Source organism: Streptomyces sp. NBC_00690 (genome assembly GCF_036226685.1).
In the GTDB taxonomy this organism is placed as follows: domain Bacteria; phylum Actinomycetota; class Actinomycetes; order Streptomycetales; family Streptomycetaceae; genus Streptomyces.
Genome location: NZ_CP109009.1, coordinates 6,243,682 through 6,259,958, shown reverse-complemented (window position 1 = coordinate 6,259,958; position 16,277 = coordinate 6,243,682). Strand labels below are relative to the sequence as shown.

At 68.6% G+C, this 16,277-nt stretch carries 14 protein-coding genes and 1 pseudogene; 6 read left to right on the top strand and 9 right to left on the bottom strand.

Annotated features, from left to right (window positions below):
* Positions 1 to 87 precede the first annotated feature (87 nt).
* The 5 genes from OID54_RS27570 to OID54_RS27550 all read left to right on the top strand — a co-directional run bounded on the left by OID54_RS27570 (position 88) and on the right by OID54_RS27550 (position 4,719).
* Positions 88 to 579, top strand: coding sequence for an Lrp/AsnC family transcriptional regulator (locus tag OID54_RS27570; protein ID WP_329023779.1), 492 nt, complete (start codon positions 88 to 90; stop codon positions 577 to 579).
* Positions 564 to 1,949 carry an aspartate aminotransferase family protein gene (locus OID54_RS27565; RefSeq protein WP_329023777.1) on the top strand — a complete coding sequence of 462 codons (1,386 nt, stop codon included), beginning with the start codon at positions 564 to 566 and terminating at the stop codon, positions 1,947 to 1,949. Before OID54_RS27570 ends, OID54_RS27565 begins: the two co-directional genes overlap by 16 nt.
* A gap of 193 nt (positions 1,950 to 2,142) precedes the next feature.
* Positions 2,143 to 2,871, top strand: coding sequence for an ABC transporter ATP-binding protein (locus OID54_RS27560; RefSeq protein ID WP_329023776.1), 729 nt, complete (start codon positions 2,143 to 2,145; stop codon positions 2,869 to 2,871).
* Positions 2,853 to 4,004 carry a hypothetical protein gene (locus OID54_RS27555; RefSeq protein WP_329023774.1) on the top strand — a complete coding sequence of 384 codons (1,152 nt, stop codon included), beginning with the start codon at positions 2,853 to 2,855 and terminating at the stop codon, positions 4,002 to 4,004. The genes OID54_RS27560 and OID54_RS27555 overlap by 19 nt, the downstream gene beginning before the upstream one ends.
* 223 nt (positions 4,005 to 4,227) lie before the next feature.
* Positions 4,228 to 4,719 carry a nuclear transport factor 2 family protein gene (locus OID54_RS27550; RefSeq protein WP_329023771.1) on the top strand — a complete coding sequence of 164 codons (492 nt, stop codon included), beginning with the start codon at positions 4,228 to 4,230 and terminating at the stop codon, positions 4,717 to 4,719.
* Positions 4,720 to 4,851: 132 nt separating this feature from the next.
* Here OID54_RS27550 and OID54_RS27545 read toward each other — a convergent pair whose 3' ends face one another.
* The 9 genes from OID54_RS27545 to rpsB all read right to left on the bottom strand — a co-directional run bounded on the left by OID54_RS27545 (position 4,852) and on the right by rpsB (position 15,365).
* The gene (locus OID54_RS27545) at positions 4,852 to 5,886 is read right to left on the bottom strand and encodes an ABC transporter ATP-binding protein (RefSeq protein WP_329023769.1); all 1,035 of its coding nucleotides are present in this window, start codon (positions 5,884 to 5,886) and stop codon (positions 4,852 to 4,854) included.
* On the bottom strand, positions 5,886 to 7,580 hold the full coding sequence (locus tag OID54_RS27540; RefSeq protein WP_443055797.1) for an ABC transporter permease: 1,695 nt from the start codon (positions 7,578 to 7,580) through the stop codon (positions 5,886 to 5,888). Before OID54_RS27540 ends, OID54_RS27545 begins: the two co-directional genes overlap by 1 nt.
* On the bottom strand, positions 7,556 to 8,650 hold the full coding sequence (locus OID54_RS27535) for a thiamine ABC transporter substrate-binding protein (protein WP_329023767.1): 1,095 nt from the start codon (positions 8,648 to 8,650) through the stop codon (positions 7,556 to 7,558). The genes OID54_RS27540 and OID54_RS27535 overlap by 25 nt, the downstream gene beginning before the upstream one ends.
* Positions 8,651 to 8,975: 325 nt before the next feature.
* A complete protein-coding gene (gene rlmN, locus OID54_RS27530) occupies positions 8,976 to 10,085 on the bottom strand; it encodes a 23S rRNA (adenine(2503)-C(2))-methyltransferase RlmN (RefSeq protein ID WP_329023766.1) in 1,110 nt (369 codons plus the stop codon).
* A gap of 473 nt (positions 10,086 to 10,558) precedes the next feature.
* Positions 10,559 to 11,725, bottom strand: a complete 1,167-nt coding sequence (locus tag OID54_RS27525; protein ID WP_329023764.1) for a phosphatidate cytidylyltransferase — start codon at positions 11,723 to 11,725, stop codon at positions 10,559 to 10,561.
* On the bottom strand, positions 11,725 to 12,282 hold the full coding sequence (frr, locus tag OID54_RS27520) for a ribosome recycling factor (RefSeq protein WP_329023762.1): 558 nt from the start codon (positions 12,280 to 12,282) through the stop codon (positions 11,725 to 11,727). The genes OID54_RS27525 and frr overlap by 1 nt, the downstream gene beginning before the upstream one ends.
* Positions 12,283 to 12,433: 151 nt before the next feature.
* Complete coding sequence (pyrH, locus tag OID54_RS27515; protein ID WP_329023761.1) at positions 12,434 to 13,228, bottom strand: UMP kinase; 795 nt, start codon at positions 13,226 to 13,228, stop codon at positions 12,434 to 12,436.
* Between the two features lie 192 nt (positions 13,229 to 13,420).
* Complete coding sequence (tsf, locus tag OID54_RS27510; protein WP_329023759.1) at positions 13,421 to 14,266, bottom strand: translation elongation factor Ts; 846 nt, start codon at positions 14,264 to 14,266, stop codon at positions 13,421 to 13,423.
* 145 nt (positions 14,267 to 14,411) lie between these two features.
* Positions 14,412 to 15,365 carry a 30S ribosomal protein S2 gene (rpsB, locus tag OID54_RS27505; RefSeq protein ID WP_329023757.1) on the bottom strand — a complete coding sequence of 318 codons (954 nt, stop codon included), beginning with the start codon at positions 15,363 to 15,365 and terminating at the stop codon, positions 14,412 to 14,414.
* 258 nt (positions 15,366 to 15,623) lie between these two features.
* On the opposite strand from rpsB, the pseudogene OID54_RS39265 reads away from it, so the two are divergent.
* Positions 15,624 to 16,169, top strand: a pseudogene (locus tag OID54_RS39265) (peptidoglycan DD-metalloendopeptidase family protein); the annotation flags it as partial.
* Positions 16,170 to 16,277 lie beyond the last annotated feature (108 nt).

Genomic DNA, 16,277 nt, shown 5'->3' with positions numbered 1-16,277 from the left:
CGGATTCAGTGAGATCGGCAGCACATATCAACGAATTTCATCGGTCGGGGCTTGCGAGAGCGACGACTCCCGGTGCATGGTGAGCTGGTGGCCAGTCGAAGCGCAGACTCCAGGAGCGGCAGCGGATCGTCCCCGACGATCGATGCCGTCTCCCTCGCGATCATCGAGCAGCTCCAAGAGGACGGGCGTCGACCGTACGCCGCGATCGGCAAGGCCGTGGGCCTTTCCGAAGCGGCCGTGCGACAGCGCGTCCAGAAGCTCCTCGATCAGGGCGTGATGCAGATCGTCGCCGTGACGGACCCGCTCACCGTGGGCTTCCGTCGTCAGGCGATGATCGGCATCCGGGTCGAGGGCGACCTCGACCCGGTGGCAGAAGCGCTGACCGGCATGGACGAATGCGAGTACGTGGTGATGACCGCGGGCTCCTTCGATCTGATGGTGGAGGTCGTCTGCGAGGACGACGACCACTTGCTCGAAGTGATCAACAAGCGGATTCGTGCCCTCCCCGGTGTGCGGTCCACCGAGAGCTTCGTCTACCTCAAGCTCAAGAAGCAGACCTACACGTGGGGAACCCGATAGCCGTGAGCAACCGCAGCGACCTCTCCAAGACCGCCTACGACCACCTGTGGATGCACTTCACCCGCATGTCGTCGTACGAGCACAACCCCGTCCCCACCATCGTTCGCGGTGAGGGCACCTACATCTACGACGACCAGGGCAAGCGCTATATCGACGGGCTCGCCGGACTCTTCGTCGTCAACGCCGGACACGGCCGCATAGAGCTGGCCGAGACCGCGTACAAGCAGGCCCAGGAACTGGCCTTCTTCCCGGTGTGGTCCTACGCCCACCCGAAGGCCATCGAGCTAGCCGAGCGCCTCGCCCACGAGGCCCCGGGCGACCTCAACAAGGTCTTCTTCACCACCGGTGGCGGCGAAGCGGTCGAGACCGCGTGGAAGCTCGCCAAGCAGTACTGGAAGCTGCGCGGTCACCACACCAAGTACAAGGTCATCTCGCGTGCGGTCGCCTACCACGGCACCCCGCAGGGCGCCCTGTCCATCACCGGTCTGCCCGCGCTGAAGGCCCCCTTCGAGCCGCTGGTGCCCGGCGCGCACAAGGTGCCCAACACCAACATCTACCGTGCCTCGATCTACGGCGACGACCCCGAGGCGTTCGGCCGCTGGGCCGCCGACCAGATCGAGCAGGAGATCCTCTTCGAGGGCGCCGACACCGTGGCCGCGGTGTTCCTGGAGCCCGTACAGAACGCGGGCGGTTGCTTCCCGCCCCCGCCCGGCTACTTCCAGCGGGTGCGCGAGATCTGCGACCAGTACGACGTGCTGCTCGTATCGGACGAGGTCATCTGCGCCTTCGGCCGGCTCGGCACCACCTTCGCCTGTGACAAGTTCGGCTACATCCCGGACATGATCACCTGTGCCAAGGGCATGACCTCGGGCTACTCCCCGATCGGTGCCTGCATCATCTCGGACAAGCTCGCCGAGCCGTTCTACAAGGGCGACAACACCTTCCTGCACGGCTACACCTTCGGCGGCCACCCGGTCTCCGCGGCCGTCGGCATCGCCAACCTCGACATCTTCGAGCGCGAGGGCCTCAACCAGCACGTCCTCGACAACGAGGGCAACTTCAAGGCCACGCTGGAGAAGCTCTACGACCTGCCGATCGTCGGTGACGTACGCGGAAACGGCTTCTTCTACGGCATCGAACTGGTGAAGGACAAGGCCACCAAGGAGACCTTCACCGACGAGGAGACCGAGCGCGTCCTGTACGGCTTCCTCTCGAAGGCGCTGTACGACAACGGCCTGTACTGCCGGGCCGACGACCGCGGCGACCCGGTCATCCAGCTCGCGCCGCCGCTGATCGCGGACCAGACGACGTTCGACGAGATCGAGCAGGTGCTGCGGACCGTCCTCACCGAGGCGTGGACCAAGCTCTGATCACGACCGCCACGGTCTGATCTCGGCCCCGCAACACGGCCCGGGTACGCCCATCCGAGTGGATGGCGCGCACCCGGGCCGTGTGCTTCCCGGCAGCCCGCATCCGGCTGCCTAGCGTGCGAGTGACCGATCGGCCTGGCTTCGTTCCGTCGTACGAGGGACGACGAATCTGATCAGAACCGAGGTGTACGCCATGGTGGCCCCGCCGGACAACGATGTGATCTGGGCACGCGCCCTCCACCACGCCCACAACGGATCACCCGCGCTCGCCGGTGTCTCGCTCGGGGTGCGCAAGGGAGAGGTCCTCGCCGTATGCGGGCCCCGCGGCAGCGGAAAGACCACACTGCTGCGCTGCCTGTCCGGGCAGACCCTCGCGGACGAGGGGGAGGTCTGGTTCGACGGCTCCCCCGTCCACACCCTGCCCCCGCTCCAGCGCGAACGGCTGCGCCGCGACCACTTCGCCTGGATCGGCCCCGAGCCCGGTCTCGTCCCGGAACTCACCGCCTGGGAGAACACGGCGCTCCCCCTGCTGCTGCGCGGCACCTCACGCCGCAGCGCCAAGGCGACCGCTCTGGAGTGGCTCGAACGCCTCGACATCGGACATCTCGCCCGACACCGCCCCCACGCGCTCAACCAGGCACAACGGCAACGCACCACGGCCGCCCGCGCGCTGGCGGCCACCCCGGGCGTCCTCTTCGCCGACGAACCCACCGCGTCCCTGCACCGCTCGGACCACGCCCACCTCCTGCGGACGGTGCTGGCAGCCGCCCGCTCCCACCGTGTCACCGTGGTGCTCGCCACCCACGACCCCGAGGTGGCGGCGCTCGCCGACCGGACCGCCGTCCTCGTCGACGGCCGTCGGGTGACCTCGCTGACCGACACCGCACCGGAAGGTCGGGCCGAGTGCTCGCTCTCCGTCTAGCCCGCGGCGCCCACCCCCTGGTACTCCTGCGGCGACTGCTGGTGGCCGCGGCGTCCGCGGGAGTCGGCTTTCTGCTCTTGTGCGCGCTGACCCATGCGCTGGCTCACCCCGGGGACTCGGCGGCTTCCCTGCTGCGCCTGTCCTGGTGCGCGATCCCGCTCGCCGCCACCGTCCAGTTCGCGGTGGCGGTGGCCCGTACCGACCCCGGTACCCGACCGCGCACCGGCCTGTCCGCCATCGGTCTGGGACCGGGGCGGATGGCGCTGCTCTCCGCGTCGTCCACCGCCGTTGCGGGGACCCTCGGCAGCGCGCTCGCCCTCCTGCTCTTCCTCCATCTACGGGGTGATCTCACCGGTCTGCCCTTCGATGGTGCCGCAGCCGAATTGCTCGCCGCCGAGCAGCCGTTGCCCTTCGCGGCCACCCTGACCCTCCTGACGCTCGCCCCGCTGGGCGCCACGGCCGCGGCGGCCCTCGCCCTGCGTCCGCGGGAGGGCGACCCTGCTCCCGATGCCCGCCCGGCGCCTCCCGCCGCGCCGGGCGGACTGCCCTGGGGGTGCACCTTGACGGCGGTGGGCCTCGCGGTCGGCACGTACGCGGCCCACACGGACGGCGGCGCATCGGTCCAGCTGCCCGGGGAGCTCGACAGCAACCCGGTGGGGGTCCTCGTCGGCTGGGCGCTGACCGCCGTGGGCCTGGCGATCGCCGGCCCGGCGCTGACCCACTTCTGCGGACGACTGCTGCAAACCTTCCGACCGGGTGCGGTACGGCTGCTCGCGGGCCGGGTCCTGATGGCCGAGTCACATCGGATCGGACGCCCCCTGGGAGTGGTGTGTGCCGTGGCTTCGGCGATGATCGCGGCCTGGACGCTCGCGGGTGAGGGGCCACGGCCCTTCGGTCCCCTGACCGGCCTCGGGGCCGCACTGGTGATCGCCTGTACATCGGCGACACTGCTGATCACCGCCGTCGACGTGCGTCGCACCCGTACCGAGACCATGGGCGAACTGCGGGGGTTGGGGGCTCCGGCAGGCTCCCTGCGCATGGCCGCCGCACTGCGGGGGGCGGCCCTCCTGCTGGTCTTCGCTCCCCTGACGTGGGCGGTGGCGACGCTCGCCGCGGCCCCGCTGACCGGCTGACCGGCTGTTCTTGCAGTTCTCGCTGTTCTTGCAGTTCTTGCAGGGGTGCGCCGGGCCGGGTGGTGGTTGCCGGTCGGCCTCGGCGCGGAGCGGCTCCGGGAGTCCAAGGCTGCCCCGGGGCCAGGTGCCAGGGCTCGGCATTACCTCAGAGGTCATCGACCTTTCGCGACGGCCGCAGCAGGATTTCTGTCGTAGCCGCCCCCGTGGAAGGACCCAACCCGCCATGACCACCGCAGCAGCCACCGCACACATCGCGACCCGACCCTCCGGTGCCGACGAAGCCACCGGGGCCGTCGTGTCGGCGTTCCTGACCCGCCTCCAGGAAGGGTCGCCGGAGCGGATCGCCGAACTGTTCGCTCCGGACGTCGACTGGCTGATCGCAGAGAACCCGGCGGTGCCCTGGATCCGACCGCGACGAACGCGCGCCGATGTCGCCGCTCACTTCCGGGAGTTGGCCGAGGGCCAGCAGCCCGAGCCTGCGGGCACCTCCATCGGCGCGATCACCGTCACGGGCGACCGAGCGCTGATCAGCGGACGGCTCGCGGGAACCGTCCGGGCTACGGGGAAGACGTTCCGTTCACCGTTCACGCTGGGGCTGACCGTTCGCAATGGACTGATCGTCGGCTATCGCGTGGTGGAGGACGCCCTCGCCATCGCGGAAGCCTGCACTCCGTCCCCGGACACACGGCCCGCACCACCAACCCCCGCCGCCTGACCAGCTGTCCGACCCGCCGTCCGACAACCAGAGGTCCGACCTGCCATTTGGCAACCAGATGTCTGACCTGCCCTGTGACGATCCCTCACCGTCCGACATATCCGAAGCGGCAGCGGAGCCTGCTGACAGCCCTCACCCCAGCACCACCACCTCGTCGACCTCGAAGGTGACCCCCACCTCGGCCCCTTCATCCGGTACGTCCCGCAACAGCACCTCCGCCTCCAACGGCGGGCCTTCCAGGGGGCGCAGTCGTACCGCCACCCGGCTGCCACGGAACGTGCGGCCCTCCACCAGACAGCGCAGACCGTCCTCGGGCGGCCCCAGCCGCACCCCCGCGGGCCGCACCAGAAGTCGTTGCTCACCCTGTGCGGACCCGTCAGGGACGGGGACCTTCCCCCAGGCCGTACGGGCCGCTGTGCCGCTGACCGTGGCGGAGACGACGTTGTCGAAGCCGAGGAACCGGGCCACGAACTCATCGGCGGGGCGCTGCCAGACCTCCAGCGGCGCGCCCGTCTGGGCGATGCGTCCCTCGTGCATGACCACCACCCGGTCGGCGAGTGCGAACGCCTCGCCCTGGTCATGGGTGACGGCGAGCACGGTGGTGCCCAGTCGACCGAAGAGCTCACGCAGTTCGATGACGAGCCGCTCCCGCAGCCCCCGGTCCAACTGTCCAAGGGGTTCGTCGAGCATCAACAGCCGCGGCTCGGGGGCCAGCGCCCTGGCCAGGGCGACCCGCTGCTGCTCACCCCCCGACAAGGAGGAGACGGCCCGCTTCTGGGCGTCCGGCAGACCCACCAGCTCCAGCAACTCGGCGATGCGCCGCTGCTGTTCGGCCTTTGCCGTGCCGTGCATCCGCAGTCCGAAGGCGAGGTTGCCTGCGACATCGCGTTGGGGGAAGAGCTGGTGGTCCTGGAACATCATTCCCACGCCCCGGCGGTGTACGGGGACGCCGCTCTGGTCGACTCCCGACAGCAGCACCCGCCCCGCATCGGCGCGCTGGAGTCCGGCGACCACCCTCAGCAGGGTCGACTTTCCACTGCCGCTGGGTCCGAGGACGCAGACGATCTCATGCTCGACGACGTCCAGACGCACCGCGTCCAGCACGGCCCGCGGGCCGAAGCGGACGGTCACCTCGTCGAGGCGCAGCAGCGGTTCGGGCAGGGCCATCAGAACTCTCCGGAGGTGTTGCGGACCCTGGTCCGCTCCAGCAGTAGCAGTGCGGTGGCGCACACGGCCATCAGGATCGTGCTCAGTGCCATGGCCTGGCCGTAGTTCAGCTCACCGGGCCGTCCGATCAGCCGCGCCACCGCGACGGGCAGCGTGGGGTGGTCCGGTCGGGCGATGAAGACGGTGGCGCCGAACTCGCCCAGGGAGACGGCGAAGGCGAATCCGGCGGCGATCAGCACCGCCCGCCGCACCATCGGCAGATCGACCTCCCGCCACACCCGTAGCGGGGAGGCGCCCAGCACCGCAGCCGCCTCGCGCAGCCGTCCGTCGACGGCCCGCAGGACCGGCAGCATGGTCCGTACGACAAAGGGGACCCCGACCAGCGCCTGCGCCAACGGCACCAGGATCCAGGAGGCCCGCAGATCCAGCGGGGGCTCGTCCAAGGTGATCAGGAAGCCGAACCCGACGGTCACCGCGGAGACCCCGAGCGGCAGCATCAACAGCGCGTCGAAGCCGCGGACCAGCCGACCCGCCCGCCGTGTGAGTGCGGCAGCGGCCAGCCCTCCGACCAGTACGGCGATGGCGGTTGCCGCCAGTGCGTACTGGAGCGAGTTCCAGACCGCCTCGATCGGCGGGACGAGGAACGCGGACCCGCTGTCGTCGAGGTCGCCGAGCGCCCGGTAGTAGTCGAGTCCATAGCCACCGGGGGTATCGAGAGAACGTTCCACCAGTACGGCGAGCGGGGCGAGAAGCAACAGGACGATGGTGGTGAGCACCACGCCGAGCAGGGTCCACTGTCCCGGGCCGCGCGGTGGCCGCGCGGTGCGGGCCGGATCCACCAACCGCAAGGTGCTCTCCCTGCGGCGCAGGGTCCAGGCGTGCACGGCGAGGACGGCCCCGACCGCCACGAACTGCACCATCGTGAGCACGGCTGCCGTCCTCAGGTCCAGCAGCTGGGCGGTCTGTCGATAGATCTCCACTTCCAAGGTGGCGTACGAGGGTCCGCCGAGGATCTGTACGACGCCGAAGGAGGTGAAGGTGAAGAGGAAGACCATCAGGGCAGCGGCTGCCAGGGCGGGGGTCAGGGCGGGCAGGGTCACCTGCCGCCAGGCTGCGATGCGACCGGCGCCCAGCACTCGGGCGGCCTCCTCCTGCCGCGGGTCGAGCTGGGCCCAGAGCCCACCGACGGTCCTGACGACGACGGCGTAGTTGAAGAAGACATGGGCGAGCAGGATGGCCCAGACCGTGGCATCCAGCCGGATGCCCCACAGCTCGTCGAGCGGTCCGCCCCGGCCCACCAGGGCGAGGAAGGCGGTGCCCACGACGACCGTCGGCAGCACGAACGGAATGGTCACGGCCGCTCTCAGCAGTCGTTTGCCGGGGAAGTCGAGTCGGGCGAAGACATAGGCCCCGGGCAGGGCGACGAGCAGCGTGAGCGCGGTGGAGGCAAGCGCCTGCCAGGTGGTGAACCAGAGCACTCGTTGAAGGTCGTCACGACCTATGACCTCACCGATCCGGGCGAACTGCCACATTCCGCCGTCCCTCAACCCCCGGCCGACGATGGCGGCGACCGGGTAGGCGAAGAAGACGGCGAGGAAGGTGACGGGCAGGGCCATCAGACCGAGCCGCGCCGCGGTTGCCCGCAGCTCGGCCCGACGGCCTGTCCGTGCTACTTCACGACGAGCGAGGACCACGTCTGGACCCACTGCTCCCGGTTCTTGGCGATGGTGTCGGGTGCGACGGTGCCCGGCTTGTCGACGGTCACCCCGAACTTGGTGAACAGTTCCGGCAGCTTGGTGTCCTTGACGACCGGGTTGACGAACATGTTCAGCGGCATGTCCTCCTGGAACGTCTTGGAGACCATGAAGTCCAGCAGCGCCCTGCCGCCGGCCTCGTTCTTGGCGCCGTCCAGCAGGCCGGCGAACTCGATCTGACGGAAGCACGTGCCGGTGGCGACGCCGGTCGGGGCCGTGGTGGGCTGGGGCTTGGAGTAGAGGACCTCCACCGGCGGGCTGGATGCGTAGGAGACGACGAGCGGGCGATCCGCCTTCGCCTTCTTGCCACCTGCCGAGCCGGAGAACTCCTCGTTGTACGCCTGGTCCCAACCGTCGACGACCTTGACCCCGTTGGCCTTGAGCTTCTTCCAGTAACCGGTCCACTGGTCCTCGCCGTACTGGGCGACCGTTCCGAGGAGGAAGCCGAGGCCGGGCGACGAGGTGGCCGCGTTCTCGACGACCAGCAGGTTCTTGTACTCGGGCTTGATCAGATCGTCGAAGGTGGCCGGAGGCGCGAGCTTCTTGTCGGCGAAGAACTTCTTGTCGTAGTTGACGCAGATGTCTCCGGTGTCGACCGGGGTGACACGGTGCTCGCCCTTGTCGAGTTGGACCTCGTCGCTCACCTGGTCCAGGCCCTTGGCCTCGTATCCGGTGAACAGTCCCTTGTCGAGGGCCCGGGAGAGCAGCGTGTTGTCGACGCCGAAGAAGACGTCGCCCTGGGGGGAGCCCTTGGTGAGGATCTCCTTGTTGAGTGCGGTGCCGGCGTCCCCGCTCTTGAGAATCTTCACCTTGTATCCGGACTGCTTGGTGAAGTCGGCCAGAACGGAGTCGGACACGGCGAAGGAGTCATGCGTGACCAGGGTGACTGTCTTGGACGAGCTGCCCGACCCGCCGTCCTTGGCGTCCCCGTCGCTCCCACAGGCGGCGAGCGTGGTGACACCCAGCGCCGCGGCCAGCGCGGTGACGGTGACCTTCTTGATGGTGCTCACTGACAATTCCTCCTGGGGGTGGCCAGGAAGAGACGCGGCCCCGCCCGGTCCTCGCGCACGAGGATTCCGGGCAGGGCGCAACAGCTTGAGTGGTGTCCGAACTCCCTACCCAGAATGACCTGGGCGAGGTTCAGAGGGTCTGCGGTCTTCTCAAACCGCACTCTCAGCGCTGTGGCGCTCCCCTGTCGGATATATGCAGATGTACGAGGCACACCCTACAAGGTCCACACCCCTCGGCGGCAGGGGTCCCACGGCCGAGGAAGGATGCCGACGGACGGAGCCGGTGAAAGGAGCCGACGAAGGGAGCGACCTCCCGCAGGGTTGTTCAGCGCTCGGAGGCGGCGAGCTGGCCGCACGCGCCGTCGATCTCCTGCCCCCGGGTGTCACGCACGGTCACGGGGACTCCGTGTGCGGCGATCGCATTGACGAAGGCCCTCTCGTCCTCGGGCCGCGACGCGGTCCACTTGGAGCCGGGGGTCGGATTCAGCGGGATGAGATTGACGTGGACCCGCTTGTTCTTCAGCAGCCGCCCCAGGAGGTCACCGCGCCACGCCTGATCGTTAATGTCACGGATCAGCGCGTACTCAATGGACACCCGGCGGCCGGACTTCTCGGCGTACTCCCACGCTGCGTCGAGGACCTCGCGGACGTTCCAGCGGGTGTTGACGGGGACGAGGGTGTCGCGCAGTTCGTCATCGGGTGCGTGCAGTGATACCGCGAGGCGGCATTTGAAGCCCTCGTCGGCGAAGCGCAGCATGGCAGGCACCAGGCCGACGGTCGACACGGTGATCCCGCGCTGGGAGATGCCCAGCCCGTCGGGCTCCGGGTCGGTGAGACGGCGGATGGCACCGACGACCCGCTTGTAGTTGGCGAGCGGCTCGCCCATCCCCATGAACACGATGTTGGACAGCCGTGCGGGACCACCGGGGACTTCCCCGTCCCGCAGGGCGCGCATGCCGTCGACGATCTGATGGACGATCTCGGCGGTGGACAGATTGCGGTCCAGACCGGCCTGCCCGGTGGCACAGAACGGACAGTTCATCCCGCAGCCGGCCTGTGACGAGATGCACATGGTCACCCGGTCCGGGTAGCGCATCAGGACGGACTCCACCAAGGTCCCGTCGTGCAGCCGCCACAGGGTCTTGCGGGTGGTGTCCTCGTCGCAGGAGATGTGCCGCACCACGGACATCAGATCGGGCAACAGCTCGGCGGCGAGCTTCTCCCGCGCGGCGGCGGGGATGTCGGTCCACTGGGCCGGGTCGTGCGTATACCGGGCGAAGTAGTGCTGCGAGAGCTGCTTGGCACGGAACGGCTTCTCACCGATGGCCGCGACGGCTTCCTTCCGCTCGGCGGGCGAGAGGTCGGCGAGGTGCCGCGGGGGCTTCTTGGCTCCGCGAGGTGCGACGAAAGTGAGCTCTCCCGGGGCGGGGGCCATGAGCGGTAACTCCTCAGTGAGACGAGACCGGGCAGCCTCCGCTGGGGGCGGAGCCGACGACGGTGTGGTGCCGGTGGGCCGTGGGGCCACGGCAGGGCGCCCCGGGGCTGCGGGGCCGAAAGGGCGTGCCGCTACTTGAGCGACACGCCCTTCCAGGGTAACGGGTACACCGACGACCGCTTCGCCGTCAGGAATCGGACCTCTCCATCCCCCGTTCTTGCCGCTCCCGATCGAGGAACGGTCCGGAGGGTGGAGGCGTACGTGTACCGAATACAGGCTGGCCACGGACCTACGGCCACTGTCAGCAGCTGCGGTCAGCGACAGCGGATATGACCGCCATCACCGCGAACCACCCGCTGACCCCACCAGCCCCGTGAAACACAGTGGCCACGAGCCGAGGCCGTCGGCGTTGCCGTACGACCCGTCCCGTGGCCTGGGGCGCTCACCGAACCCCAAAAAAACTCAGCCGCAGCTCAGCCCGAGCCGACGAACAGGACCAGCAGCAGCCACACCACCGGAGCCGTCGGCAACAAGGAATCGAGCCGGTCCATGATCCCGCCGTGCCCCGGCAGGAGCGTGCCCATGTCCTTGATGCCGAGGTCCCTCTTGATCATTGACTCACCGAGATCGCCGAGGGTGGCACTGACCGCAACCGCGAGCCCCAGCAGCAGCCCCTGCCACCAGGCACCGCCGTCGACCAGGAACTGCATGCACAGCGCACCGGCCACCATCGCGAAGCCGACCGCACCCAACAGGCCCTCGCGGGTCTTGCCGGGACTGATGCGCGGTGCGAGCTTGTTCTTGCCGAACCGCCAGCCCACGGCGTACGCCCCGGTGTCGCTGACGATGGTGAGCACCAGAAAGGTCAGCACCCGCTTGGCACCGTCGTCGGCAGTGAGCATCAGGGCGACGAACGTCGCCAGGAAGGGAACGTAGAAGGCGGCGAACACACCCGCCGTCACGTCCTTGAGGTAGCCATCGGGCGGCTCGGTCATCCGCCAGACGAGGACGGCGAGCGCCGTGAGCGCCATGGCGACCCAGGCACCCTCCGCGCCGCGCACATAGCCGGCCACGACCATCGCCGCCCCGCCGATCGCGAGCGGCACGAGCGGCGCCTTGATCTGCTTGCGCTCGTCCAGGCGGGTGGTCAGCTCCCAGAGCCCGACCACCACGGCGACCACGACCACCCCGACGAACACTGCCTTGACGACGAAGAGCGAAGCCACGATCACACCGCCGAGCGCAAGCCCGACCCCTATGGCCGCCCGTAGGTCACGGCCGGCCCGCTTCTTCTCCCGAGCGGCCTGACGACCCGCCCGCTGTGCGCGCGGTCCCTCGGGCACCGACTCGGACGGCGGAATGGGCATGGGCTCCTGCGGCTTCTCCTCGCGGAACAGAGGGCCACTCAGCCGAGCGGCCCTCTGGTCGCGCTCATCGCGGGATGCGTGATCGTCGGATTCGTCGGGGTTTTCGGCGTCTCTACCTGCATCGGGAAAGTCCGGCACGATGGGCATGGGCCGAGTCTGCTGTGCGTCACGCTCATCGTATGTAGGACCCGCCGAGGCAGGACCCTGGTCGGACGGCGGCCACTGCCCGACGTAACTGGCCCCCGCCGGGGCCCCCCAGGAAGAGTCATTCATCAGACTTCGAGCAGCTCGGCTTCCTTGTGCTTCAGCAGCTCGTCCACCTGGGCCACGTGCTTGGCGGTGGTGTCGTCGAGCTCCTTCTCCCCGCGGCGCCCCTCGTCCTCGCCGACCTCGCCGTCCTTGACGAGCTTGTCGATGGCTTCCTTGGCCTTGCGGCGCACGGAGCGGATCGAGATCTTCGAGTCCTCGGCCTTGCTCTTGGCAACCTTGATGTAGTCGCGGCGGCGCTCCTCGGTCAGCTCCGGGAACACCACACGGATGATGTTGCCGTCGTTGCTCGGGTTGACCCCGAGGTCCGAGTCACGGATCGCCTGCTCGATGTTGCGCAGCGCGCTCTTGTCGAACGGGGTCACCACCGCCATGCGCGGCTCCGGCACCGAGAACGAGGCCAGTTGGTTGATCGGGGTCAGTGCACCGTAGTAGTCGGCCACGATCTTGTTGAACATCGCCGGGTGCGCCCGGCCAGTACGGATCGCCGCGAAGTCCTCCTTGGCGACCACGACGGCCTTCTCCATCTTCTCCTCGGCTTCGAGGAGGGTCTCTTCGATCACCACGTGCTCCTGCGTGTCTTGAGTAGGCCCGGCGTACGGAATTTCGGGCGGGCGGAACCTGTCTCGCGTCTATCCCCTGCACGGTGTCCGACCGGCAGGGCTTTGTCTATCCCCGGACGGCCACGGCCGGTCGTCCCCGGACACCCCCGGATCAGGCTCGGGTGCCCCGATCGCTCACCAGGGTGCCGATCTTCTCACCCCGGACGGCTCGCGCGATATTGCCCTCGGTGCGCAGTTCGAAGACCAGGATGGGGAGGGAGTTGTCGCGGCAGAGCGTGATGGCGGTGGCGTCGGCGACCTTGAGGTCCCGGGTGATCACCTCGCCGTACTCCAGCGCGTCGTACTTCACCGCGTCGGGATTGGCCTTGGGGTCGGAGTCATAGACCCCGTCGACACCGTTCTTCCCCATCAGCAGGGCTTCGGCGTCGATCTCCAGAGCACGCTGGGCTGCGGTGGTGTCCGTGGAGAAGTACGGCATTCCCATGCCGGCGCCGAAGATCACGACGCGGCCCTTCTCCAAGTGGCGCACGGCCCGCAGCGGGATGTACGGCTCTGCGACCTGACCCATGGTGATCGCGGTCTGGACCCGGGAGTCGATGCCCTCCTTCTCCAGGAAGTCCTGGAGTGCGAGGCAGTTCATCACGGTGCCGAGCATGCCCATGTAGTCGGAACGGGCTCGGTCCATACCGCGCACCTGGAGTTCGGCGCCGCGGAAGAAGTTACCGCCACCGATCACGATGGCGATCTGGGCACCGTCACGGACGACCGCGGCGATCTCGCGGGCGATGGCGTGGACGACGTCGGGGTCGACACCGAGCCCCCCGCCGCCCGAGAACGCTTCACCGGAGAGCTTCAGCATGAAGCGTCCGGCCTTGTTCACTTCGTGATTCCCGTCGTGATCGCTGTTGTCGCCGGGAGCCTGGTTGGCGTCCGCGCCCTTGTTCATGGAGATCTCCTCGTGCACATACGAAGAAGGCCATTGCCGCCTGGGTGCTGGTGTCCCTGTCGGCAATGGCCTCCTCGTCAGATCTGCGGTCGTCCGGCGCCTCGGCGCAGCACTGCCGCATGACAATCGCGGCCGATGACTGCGTAAGAAACCCTAGCGGGCTCCCGGACCGATCGCGTACTCGCCGTCTGCTCAGGCGCCGACGCGAATGCGGACGAAGCGCGTCAGCGTGACGCCGGCCTCGTCCAGGATCTTCTGGACGGACTTCTTGTTGTCCTTGGCGAACGCCTGCTCAAGAAGGGTGACCTCCTTGAAGAAGCCGTTGACCCGACCCTCGACGATCTTCGGAAGGGCGGCCTCGGGCTTGCCCTCCTCACGCGAGGTGGCCTCGGCAACGCGACGCTCGTTCTCCACGACGTCGGCCGGGACCTCGTCGCGGCTGAGGTACTTGGGCGAGAAGGCGGCGATGTGCTGCGCGACGTCCTTGGCGACGACGGCGGCCTCGTCACCGGCCTTGTCCAGCTCGACCAGCACGCCGACCTGCGGCGGAAGGTCGGGCATGGTGCGGTGCATGTAGACGCCCACGTACGCGCCGGTGAACTGCGCGAAACGGTCGAGGACGATCTTCTCGCCGAGGTTGGCGTTGGCCTCGTCGACGTACGCCTGAACGGTCTTGCCGGCCTCGATCTCGGAGGCGAGCAGGGCGTCGAGGTCAGCCGGGGAGCTCGCGGCGACGTGCGCGGCAAGCGTGTTGGCGACGGTCTGGAACTTGTCACTCTTGGCGACGAAGTCCGTCTCGCACTTCAGCTCAAGCAGCACGCCGGAGGTCTGGTCCTCGGAGATGAGGGAGACGACGGCGCCGTTCTCAGCGCTGCGGCTCTCGCGCTTGGCGACGCCCTTCTGCCCCTTGACGCGGAGCAGCTCGACGGCCTTGTCGACACTGCCCTCGGCCTCGTCCAGCGCCTTCTTGCAGTCCATCATGCCGGCGCCGGTCAGCTCACGGAGCTTCTTGATGTCAGCGGCGGTGTAGTTCGCCATGTCCTTGAGTCTCTTCTCGAAAGTCAAAAGTCGAAGATCTGCCGAAGATCTCACGACGATCCGTCGAAGATCTACGGGTGTACGGCGGGGGCCGGTGCACCTGGCACCGTCCCCCGCCGTCTCACCTACCGAAGCTGTACGGCGATCAGGCCTGCTGCTCGGCGTCCGCGGCCGGAGCCTCGGCGACCGGAGCGTCAGCCTCGGCCTCAGCGGCCGGGGCCTCGTCCGCAGCAGCCGGGGCCTCAGCCTCAGCGGCCGGGGCGTCGTCCGCAGCGGTCTCGGCGGCGGCCTCAGCCGGCTTCTCGGCGTCGTCGGACTTCTTGTCGCCCTCAAGCAGGTCGCGCTCCCACTCGGCGAGCGGCTCGCCGACGGCCTTGTCGCCCGGCTTGGAGTCACCGGTCGCGACACCGGAACGGGCGATGAGGCCCTCGGCGACGGCGTCGGCGATCACGCGGGTGAGCAGGGTGACGGAGCGGATCGCGTCGTCGTTGCCCGGGATCTTGTAGTCGACCTCGTCGGGGTCGCAGTTGGTGTCGAGGATCGCAACGACCGGGATGTGGAGCTTGCGCGCCTCACCGACGGCGATGTGCTCCTTCTTGGTGTCGACGATCCAGACGGCGCTGGGCACCTTCTGCATCTCGCGGATGCCGCCCAGGGTCTTCTCCAGCTTGGCCTTCTCGCGGGAGAGGACCAGCAGCTCCTTCTTGGTAAGGCCGGACGCGGCCACATCGTCGAAGTCGATCTGCTCAAGCTCCTTGAGGCGCTGGAGCCGCTTGTAGACCGTGGAGAAGTTGGTCAGCATGCCACCGAGCCAACGCTGGTTGACGTACGGCATGCCCACGCGGGTCGCCTGCTCGGCGATCGCCTCCTGGGCCTGCTTCTTGGTGCCGACGAACATGATGGAGCCGCCGTGGGCGACGGTCTCCTTGACGAACTCGTAGGCGCGGTCGATGTACGACAGCGACTGGAGCAGGTCGATGATGTAGATGCCGTTGCGCTCGGTGAAGATGAAGCGCTTCATCTTCGGGTTCCAGCGACGGGTCTGGTGACCGAAGTGGACGCCGCTTTCCAGCAGCTCCCGCATCGTGACGACGGCCATGGCCGTATCTCCTTGATTCTCGGTTGTGTCCTGACGCCCCGACGCGCCGTGCCACAGGGACCGAGGAGCGCGGCCACCGAAACCTTGAGAGGTGAATGGTGGCGGGGCGTGCGAAGTCGACCCGGTGACCCGGGTCGCCGATAGAAGTGTACGGGACCCGCACGGTGCCGGGTGACGTCGATATCCACAACCGACGGGTACTCCACAAATGCCGCCCATGATCCACTTGATGGGGGCTTCGTGCGAGACGGTCTGGCCATGAACCGGCGCCTGTTCGTCCTGCTGCTCGTGACCGTCTCGACCGTAGTGCTGCTGGTCGACCCGTGGTCGTCCTCGCAGGTCGGAGCCGTCGACATCGCCCGCACAGCCTCCGTGACGGGCGCAGAACAGGTCGGTGAACAGGGCGGCGAACAAAAGAGACGGCTGGATGGCGAGCAGGGCGGTCAGCAGGGTGTCACCGGGGTGCGCCCAGGCGGCGCCTCAACCGCCCGGAGCTGGCCGGTGGGTCCGCCGCGACCCCTGGTGGTGCGGGGCTGGGAGCCGCCTGCCTCTCCGTACGGGCCGGGCCACCGGGGCGTGGATCTGTCGGCAGCGCCAGGAACGGTGGTGCGGGCGGCAGCGGCCGGTCGGATCGTGTTCGCCGGCCGGGTGGCGGGCCGGGGAGTGCTGTCGATCAGCCTGACGGAGGCGGAGTCGACAGGCACTCCCCTGCGCACCACGTATGAGCCGGTCGACGCGTTGTTGCCGGTGGGCGCTGAGGTGTCGGCCGGTCAACCGGTGGGCCGGGTGGCCAGCGGGGGATCCCACTGTCGGACGGGTTGTCTGCACTGGGGCCTGCGGCGCGGGCCCCAGTATCTGGACCCTCTGAGCCTGCTGCCGCCGCAACTGCTGGGGCACGCAGGCCCTCGGCTG